We start from the raw sequence: 8614 nt of genomic DNA on the forward strand, positions 1-8614 counted from the left end.
CCTCAAGCGACTTCCTTATCTTATCATTTCTTTAATTTTATGTCAACAACTTTTTTTTCAAAAGTTTTTTTGACATTTATCATCGATATGATAAGTATCATTCGCTTCTGCAATCAACTCATTTGTTTGATTTGTCATCAGCGACGTGTTTTATCTTAACACTATTTATTTATTATAATTTTCATTTTTTCATTATTTTATTCAAATAATTCTAATTTTATATGCTTTTTCTTTCTTTTTCTTTATTTTTCTACTATTGATATACTAGGTAACGTTTGTGCTATAATTATCTAAAATTTATAACTTATTGATTAAAATATACTTACATAGAGGTGATTAAAATGAAACAAATATTAAAAAATGATTGGAATGAACTTTTAAAAGATGAATTTTCAAAAGAATATTATTTAACTTTGAGAGAATTTTTAAAAAATGAATATAATACAAAAACAATATATCCTGATAAATATGATATATTTAATGCCTTACATTATACTTCTTATGAAGATGTGAAAGTTGTTATTCTAGGTCAAGATCCCTATCATGGACCTAATCAAGCCCATGGATTAAGTTTTTCTGTAAATCCAGGTGTAAGAATCCCTCCCTCATTATTAAATATATATAAAGAACTTAACTCAGATTTAGGATGCTATATTCCTAATAATGGCTATTTAAAAAAATGGGCTGATCAAGGCGTACTTTTATTAAATACTTCACTTACAGTAAGAGCTGGAGAGGCTAATTCTCATAAAAATAAAGGTTGGGAAATTTTCACGGATAAAATAATATCTTTAGTTAATGAAAAAGATGATCCTGTTGTTTTTTTACTATGGGGAAATAATGCTATTAGTAAGAAAAAATTAATAACTAATGATAAACATCTAATTCTCTCTTCAGTACACCCTAGCCCATTATCTGCCTCAAGAGGTTTCTTTGGAAGTAAACCATTTTCAAAAATTAATCAATTTCTTATATCTGTTAATAAAAAACCTATTGATTGGCAAATAGAAAATATATAAATAAAAAGTTAGATCATTTTTATAATGAATCTAACTTTTTCATCTTAATCTATTTCAGCAACTTTGTTTTTTATGTGACTTTGCTTTTCTATAATAAGAATATACAAATGATAATATAATACCAATAACTCCACCTGCTGCAAATCCAAGTATTATATCTTGTAGTAGCATTCCAATAATTGTTCCTATACCAACTCCACTTGCTATTCCTTTAGTTAAATATTCATAATCCTTATCTGAAAGCATTATCTTTTCTACCATCTGCATATCCTCCTTATTCTTTATAATTAAATTATATAATTAAATTATTAGATATATCTTAATTTAAACTTAACAATAAATGAATTTACTATAAATTTATTTTACTCTTTATAACATTTTATGTAAAGAGTTATTTTATACTTTTTATAGCATTCTACAAAAACTTATTAAATAATTAATTATATCCTTTTATTTTTGTATTTATTCTTAAATTTATGAGAATAAAAAAAAAGCAACTTACTATATTAGTAAGTTACTTACCTGGTGGCTCGACCAGGAATCGAACCAGGGACACGAGGATTTTCAGTCCTCTGCTCTACCGACTGAGCTATCGAGCCTTAACAACTTTAATATACAATATTTTTTATATTATGTCAAATATTTTTTACTAAATAAACTATAAGTATATTTTTTAGTAGTAATTTTTTATAACCCTCTAAATATAAATATATTATATAACAATTATTCTGGAGGTAACTTTGAAATACATTATATTTTTAGTATTAATATTAATTATTATATTTATGTATTTTTATTATGAAAATAAGCTAAATGTAGCCAAAGATCGGATACGAAGAACTACTTCTCAATTTAATAGTATTAGAAATGAATATAGAAATTCTATTGCAAAAACAAAATATCTCGATGTTCAATTTATTCGACCATCAATAACAACCGCAATAGCAAATAATGAATCTATTATATTTCTAGCACCAACCACTGATTCACCAAAACTTAAAACATTGAATGTTAAGATGGAGGTTAAAATATTGGATAGTGCCATTGTAAGCAACGAAACTTGGTTTTATATAAGTTTACCTATTGATACTCCTTATAACTGTCGCGGGTGGATTAATAAAAATGATTTTTCTTTTATTTGCCCTACATCTCAAGACATATCAACTAATTTCAAATAATAAAAAGTCTATGTAATTTAAAAGCTATTAATAGTCATTCATTACATAGACTCTTATTATATATTACATAATTAAACTTATAATAAATCTAATAATCGGCACTCTCAACATAAATATTAAATAAAGTATTATAATAAAGCTAAACTGAATATTAAATATTTTCTCATCACTATTGCAATATCTTACACTCATCTCTTCTTTATCTATTATTCCTCTTCTAATATTCAAATCTGCTAATTTTTTAAGTATAAAAAAAGCTACTATTCCAAAAGCTAATGCTATTACACCATATGTGCCAGCCATTGCTAATTTTTCTCCAATCGGTAAACTTTTTATACTTATTTCTGAAGCTTGTTCCATTACTGAATCACTTTGTGGAAATAAGCTTATTACTTTTTGTATAGTTATTGACGTTCCGTTAATCAAAAAATGAATTAATGAAGAAGCAAATATTGTATTTGTTATTCTAACAACTAAAGCTAGCACAACACCTAAAACTGTTGCATATAAAAACTGTTGTGGATCTAAATGCATTATTCCAAATAATAATCCTGTTATCATTGAAGACAAATATATATTTTTATTTTTATATCCCGATAATACTACTCCACGTATAGTTATTTCTTCCGTTATCGCAGGTAACACTGCTACTAAAAGCAACAAGATAATATACGGTGAATTAACTATTTCTGTCATAAAGTTACCTATTTCATTTTCAAAAAAGAATTGTGATATTAAAGAAAAAAATGTCATTATAGGTTGGCATACAAATGCAAGCAATATAATTAAAAGTGCATCTTTAAAATATAGCTTGTTTAATTTTAATACATCCTTTGGTGATTGCTTAGTAACTATTAAATATATTATCGCTGGAACGATAAATGTAATTGTATGACTTATAAAAAGCATTAACCTAACATCTGTTATATTGAATAAACTGAATATTTTTGATACAGGCAAAAACAGCTGTAATAATATAATTATTAAAAAGTATGTATTGGCCCTAGCAACCTTTTTCATAAATTTCTCCTTTTACTAAAAATTTTATTTACTTAATGTATATTAAATTTAAATGATGACAATAATATAAATGAAGTTTTAAACTTCATAGTTAATCGCCTCTCCCCCATTTTATTTATATACAAAAATAATCCCTTTAATGTATTAGATAATATTATTGGGATTATTTTTCGTTATCTAAATTATCTATAATTATTATCTTTAAGTTCTTTTATCATCATATTAATTGCATAATTTGTGGCTAAATTTCTTATTTCATTTCTATTTCCATCAAAATTACATTTATCAACTTTTGTCTTTCCATTCAAATGTACAGCTATATAAACTAAACCTACAGGTTTTTCTTTAGTTCCACCACCTGGACCAGCTATCCCAGTTGTTGCAATTGATGCATTTGATGAACTTTCCTTAGCAATCCCTTCAGCCATCTCTCTTGCTGTTTCTTCACTTACTGCACCATATTTCTCTAAAGTATCCTTTTTTACTCCAAGCCTTTTAATTTTTGCTTCATTTGAATAAGTAACTGCCCCTTCTAAGAATGAACTAGATATTCCTGCATATGATATTAATTTTGCTGCAACTAATCCACCAGTACAAGATTCTGCTGTAGATATAGTTAAATTATTATTACATAAAATATTTCCTATAATATTTTCTATAGAACTTTCATTATTACCCTGTATATTCATTTAACTCACCTCAAAATAATTTCTAACTACAATTATAAACCATTATTTTCTACATTTACATAAATATTTTTTAAATAAAAATCTCTAAAGCTAAGCACTTTAGAGATTTTTACTTATATTTATTGGCACTAATATAATAATCCCCTAAATTATTTATTCCCTCTTCTAATATAGAAAAATTACTTTCTTTTAACATGGAGGTAATAATATTTACATGTTGCCTATTTGACTGATCTACTGTTATAGTAAAATTATCATTTTTATCTACTATCCCCATATAATCATAGATATCACTATATTCACTAAGTCCTAGTTTCCCTCTAATATCCATTTTATAGTCTGGCATTGCTTTACCCTCCTATTACTTCTCTCATACCCCATATTATTATATATAATATCTCTTAACTGTCCTTATTTTATGCATCTTTTATCAATTTTATTCTACATATTTTATTTTTTATAAAAATAAGCCATATCGATTTTGATATGGCCTATAAATATTTTCTTTTGCTATGCTTCTGCCCTCATTTTTTTTGTTTCATCTAAAATCTTATTTACCTCATTTGCAGGTACTTCATCATATCTTAAAAATTCACTTGTAAAGACTCCTCTTGCTTGTGTCATAGATCTTAAGTCTGTTGCATAAGTAAACATTTCGCTCATAGGTACTTCTGCATATATTTTTTGTGCTCTTCCTTCTGGTTCCATTCCTATTACTCTACCTCTTCTCTTATTAATATCTCCCATTACATCTCCCATATAATTATCAGGTACTAATATTTGAACACTCATAATTGGCTCAAGTAAAATAGGTTGAGCTGCTTCTAATCCCTTTTTATATGCTATTGATGCCGCTACCTTAAATGCCATCTCTGAAGAATCAACTGGATGATAAGAACCATCATATAATGTTGCCTTAAGTCCTATTACTGGATATCCAGCTAAAACCCCATTAGATATACAATCTCTTAATCCCTTTTCAACTGCAGGTATAAAGTTTCTAGGAACAGCTCCTCCTACCACCTTATCTACAAATTCTAAATCTAATTCCCCATCTTGTCTTGGTTCAAATTTAATCTTTACATCACCATATTGCCCATGTCCACCTGATTGTTTCTTATGTTTTCCTTGTACATCTGAACTACCTTTAATAGTTTCTCTATAAGGTACCTTTGGTTCTTGTAATACTACATCTGCCCCAAATTTACTCTTAATTCTATTAGCTATTACTTCAAGGTGTGTTTCTCCTAATCCCCAAATTATAGTTTCTGCATTTTCAACATCTCGTTCAACCTTAAATACAGGATCTTCTTCCATCAACTTTGATAATGATAGAGATATCTTCTCTTCATCTCCCTTAGACTTTGGTAATATAGCCATAGGCATTACTGCATTCGGTAAGTTAATTTTATCATACATAATTTTTAACTTATCACTACATAATGTATCTCCAGTTGCTGTATATTGTAATTTTGCTACTGCCCCTATATCTCCAGCTGAAATAACTTGTGTAGGAATTTGATTTTTACCTTTCATAAAGAATAAATGGTTTAGTTTTTCCTGCTTATCTTTATTAGTATTTAATGCAGTCATTTCTCCACTTATCTTTCCAGTCATTACTCTAAACAATGATATTTTGCCTACAAATGGATCAGCAATAGTCTTAAAAACAAAAGCAGAAAATGGTTTATCATCATCAATATTTATGAAAACCTCTTCATCGTTACTTAAATTAATTGCCTTTTGTGGAAGTGAGTGCTCTGGTGATGGAAAACATTTAATTATACTATTAATCATTGATTTAATCCCAATCATCTTTATAGCGCTACCACATAAAACTGGTGCTATATCACCATTAGCACAACCCTTTATTAATCCATTATATATATCTTCATCACATAATTCACCATCATTTAAATACTTATCTAATAGTTCTTCATCTGTTTCAGCAACAGCTTCCATTACCATTTGCTTGCATTCTTCAACTTTATCTTTTAAATCCTCTGGAATTTCTGAAGTCTCCATTTTTGAAGTTTTAGCATTATATACTAATGCTGTCTTTGAAATTACATTTATAATTCCATTAAAATCACTTTCTTTTCCTATTGGATATTGAATAGGAACAACACTAGTTCCAAACATTTCTTTCATTTGATCTAAAACTTTATCAAAATTAGCATTTTCTCTATCCATCTTATTAACAAAAAATGCTCTTGGCAATTTAATCTTTTCACAATAGTCCCATGCTTTTTCAGTACCTACTTGAATACCAGATGCTGCACATACTACGATAGTTGCTATATCAACAGCTCTCATTCCTTGAGCCATTTCTCCCTGAAAATCAAAGTATCCTGGCATATCAACTATATTAATCTTAACGTTACTGTCTTCAAATGAAGCCACTGATGTAGATAATGATATTTTTCTTTTTTTCTCTTCTTGTTCATAATCCATTACAGTAGTACCATCTTCAACTTTTCCAAGTCTATCTGTATTATTTGTATAAAATAATAATGATTCGGCTAGAGATGTCTTTCCTGTTGCTCCATGTCCTATTAATCCTACATTCCTAAGGTTTTTATAATTATATTCTTTCATAATTTATTGATAATACTATAATGTAGTATTATCCCTCACCCACCTTTCTTTATATAGATTGATTAATTGTCACTTTTATTGTCTATTATTATTTAAAGTTATACTTAATCTTTATGAATTTAATCAACTAAATAGTACATATTTCATATTCTTCTATTCTCTTTAAGCTTCTAGCAATTACTTAAAATTATTATAGTAACTTTTAAATTTGACATATTAACATATTTTTTCTTATTGTTATCTATATTTAGTTAAATAGGTGTAATCTTTTTTATTTATATTCAAATAGTTTTTAATAATTGTATTTTTATAAACTTATAAAAAAAGGATTATTGCAATTATTTAGCAACAATCCCTGATGAACTATTTTTATTCTTTTTTTTATTTTTAAATCTGCACAATAGCCAATCTATAAAACAGCCAAATAATCCGCCTGAAAAATCAATAATTACATCTCTTAAAGCCATTGCTCGTCCAGGTATAAAATACTGATGAACTTCATCTGTAATTGCATATCCCAATACTATAGCTAAAGAATACATTCTTGCTTTCTTTGTTTCAATATAATTTTTAAATACTGAAACTGCTAACCAATACAATATAAAATACTCCGTGAAATGTGCTGCCTTTCTGACAATAAATGATGCTATTGAACCTAAAGCACTATTTAAATCAATCCCTATAAACGCAAGAATATTTATAAATAAATCACTTTGCTTATTAGATATATCCGCTGGTTGATTGGACATTGCAAATATTAATATCATCCAAGCTATTAATAATATCCAATTCATTATTATTCCTTTGTTTTTCATATTTTCTCCCTATTATATTTTATGAAATTTTATTATTAGTTTTTTTCAACTAAGTATCTATTAATATAAGCTAAAGATTCTTCTAATATTCCTTGACTACCTTCAAGGTCTTGTAATTTGACTTCTACATTGCATATTCTTTGTTCTAATTGATACATTAACTCTTTAATATCATTTAATAATTTCACTTCATATGATACTTGTATTCCATCTGAATCTATATATATCTTTTCTGGTGTTGAACCGCATTCAACACATTTTGCATATATTCCTTCCTTTTCAGTATCCCTAAATACCTTAAAAGTATCATTATTACATTTAGAACAATTTGATAATATAATAAAATCATAATAACTTATATCAAATTCATATTTGCTCTTACAATGTTCACATGTTAGTACTAAATTATTACCTTGAGTTTCTATAAAAAAAGTATTTCCTGAACAACCTTCTTTTTCGCATACCACTGTTCTTATCATAAATAGTCCCTCCTATATTTACATGAAAATATAATTCCCTCAAAAATTATTATGATATTTTTGAATATAATATGCTTAAATTCATATTGTTTAAAATTTATTTTACTATCAAAGATAATTTATCTAACTCATTTTTTATATTGTTGATTTCCTCATCAATCTCTTTTGTATTTTTCCCAGCTAGGACTAGATCTCTTTTTTTTAATTTCAACTGAATTATTCTTTGCTCCAAGTTTACTTTTTCTTCCATATGACCACTCCCATTCTTATTTTTATATAAGAACACATTATAAATCTGTTTTAGAAATACTATATACACTATTATATAATACTTTATTAAAATCATAGCAAAAAAACAATAATATTTTTGATTTATTTTACGACAAATTATTATTAATTTATACAACAAAAAAAGCTACGATTTAAAACCGTAGCTTTGGTGGAGGTAAAGGGATTCGAACCCTTGACCCCTTGCGTGCAAGGCAAGTGCTCTCCCAACTGAGCTATACCCCCAAAAATGGTGGACCTTCAGGGACTCGAACCCCGGACCTACCGGTTATGAGCCGGTTGCTCTAACCAACTGAGCTAAAGATCCTCAGTGTTTACCTGGCAACGTTCTACTCTTCCACACAGTCCCCCGTGCAGTACCATCGACGCTGTAGAGCTTAACTTTCCTGTTCGGAATGGGAAGGAGTGTTTCCTCTACGCCATCATCACCAGATTACATAAGTTATTATACAGTATTTATTATTATCTGTCAACAACTTTTTTAAAGAAATTATTCTCTAAAAATTGCACATGAATTATATTTTTATT

10 protein-coding genes, 3 tRNA genes and 1 rRNA gene are annotated in these 8614 nt (G+C 27.4%); 2 read left to right on the forward strand and 12 right to left on the reverse strand.

Translation table 11 applies throughout. The features are described from left to right. Nucleotides 1–341: 341 nt before the first annotated feature. Nucleotides 342–1019, forward strand: coding sequence for a uracil-DNA glycosylase (locus TY07_RS16595; RefSeq protein ID WP_042402861.1), 678 nt, complete (start codon nucleotides 342–344; stop codon nucleotides 1017–1019). A gap of 54 nt (nucleotides 1020–1073) precedes the next feature. On the opposite strand, the gene TY07_RS16600 is transcribed toward TY07_RS16595, so the two are convergent. Further along, the gene (locus TY07_RS16600; protein WP_042402863.1) at nucleotides 1074–1280 is read right to left on the reverse strand and encodes a hypothetical protein; all 207 of its coding nucleotides are present in this window, start codon (nucleotides 1278–1280) and stop codon (nucleotides 1074–1076) included. Nucleotides 1281–1542: 262 nt separating this feature from the next. Further along, nucleotides 1543–1618, reverse strand: a tRNA-Phe gene (locus TY07_RS16605). A gap of 141 nt (nucleotides 1619–1759) precedes the next feature. Here TY07_RS16605 and TY07_RS16610 point away from each other — a divergent pair. Further along, nucleotides 1760–2197, forward strand: a complete 438-nt coding sequence (locus TY07_RS16610) for an SH3 domain-containing protein (RefSeq protein ID WP_242833280.1) — start codon at nucleotides 1760–1762, stop codon at nucleotides 2195–2197. A gap of 63 nt (nucleotides 2198–2260) precedes the next feature. On the opposite strand, the gene TY07_RS16615 is transcribed toward TY07_RS16610, so the two are convergent. From TY07_RS16615 to rrf, 10 genes are all read right to left on the reverse strand, one after another. Then, nucleotides 2261–3217: a CPBP family intramembrane glutamic endopeptidase gene (locus TY07_RS16615; protein ID WP_042402865.1), complete on the reverse strand. Its 957-nt coding sequence runs from the start codon at nucleotides 3215–3217 to the stop codon at nucleotides 2261–2263. A 182-nt stretch (nucleotides 3218–3399) separates the two neighbouring features. After that, the gene (locus TY07_RS16620) at nucleotides 3400–3906 is read right to left on the reverse strand and encodes a CinA family protein (protein WP_042402868.1); all 507 of its coding nucleotides are present in this window, start codon (nucleotides 3904–3906) and stop codon (nucleotides 3400–3402) included. Nucleotides 3907–4015: 109 nt separating this feature from the next. Beyond that, nucleotides 4016–4252, reverse strand: a complete 237-nt coding sequence (locus tag TY07_RS16625; RefSeq protein ID WP_042402871.1) for a hypothetical protein — start codon at nucleotides 4250–4252, stop codon at nucleotides 4016–4018. Nucleotides 4253–4416: 164 nt separating this feature from the next. Further along, nucleotides 4417–6504: an elongation factor G gene (gene fusA, locus TY07_RS16630; protein WP_042402874.1), complete on the reverse strand. Its 2088-nt coding sequence runs from the start codon at nucleotides 6502–6504 to the stop codon at nucleotides 4417–4419. 338 nt (nucleotides 6505–6842) lie between these two features. Continuing rightward, entirely contained in the window at nucleotides 6843–7319 is a 477-nt protein-coding gene (locus TY07_RS16635; protein ID WP_042402877.1) for a VanZ family protein, read from the reverse strand. Between the two features lie 35 nt (nucleotides 7320–7354). Beyond that, the gene (locus TY07_RS16640; protein WP_042402880.1) at nucleotides 7355–7798 is read right to left on the reverse strand and encodes a hypothetical protein; all 444 of its coding nucleotides are present in this window, start codon (nucleotides 7796–7798) and stop codon (nucleotides 7355–7357) included. Between the two features lie 97 nt (nucleotides 7799–7895). Continuing rightward, entirely contained in the window at nucleotides 7896–8048 is a 153-nt protein-coding gene (locus TY07_RS18470) for a hypothetical protein (RefSeq protein WP_172676202.1), read from the reverse strand. A gap of 187 nt (nucleotides 8049–8235) precedes the next feature. Beyond that, nucleotides 8236–8311, reverse strand: a tRNA-Ala gene (locus TY07_RS16645). Nucleotides 8312–8316: 5 nt separating this feature from the next. Continuing rightward, nucleotides 8317–8393, reverse strand: a tRNA-Ile gene (locus tag TY07_RS16650). Nucleotides 8394–8402: 9 nt separating this feature from the next. Next, a 5S ribosomal RNA gene (gene rrf, locus TY07_RS16655) occupies nucleotides 8403–8519 on the reverse strand. Nucleotides 8520–8614 lie beyond the last annotated feature (95 nt).

This window comes from Clostridium saudiense (genome assembly GCF_000577815.1).
GTDB lineage: Bacteria > Bacillota > Clostridia > Clostridiales > Clostridiaceae > Clostridium > Clostridium saudiense.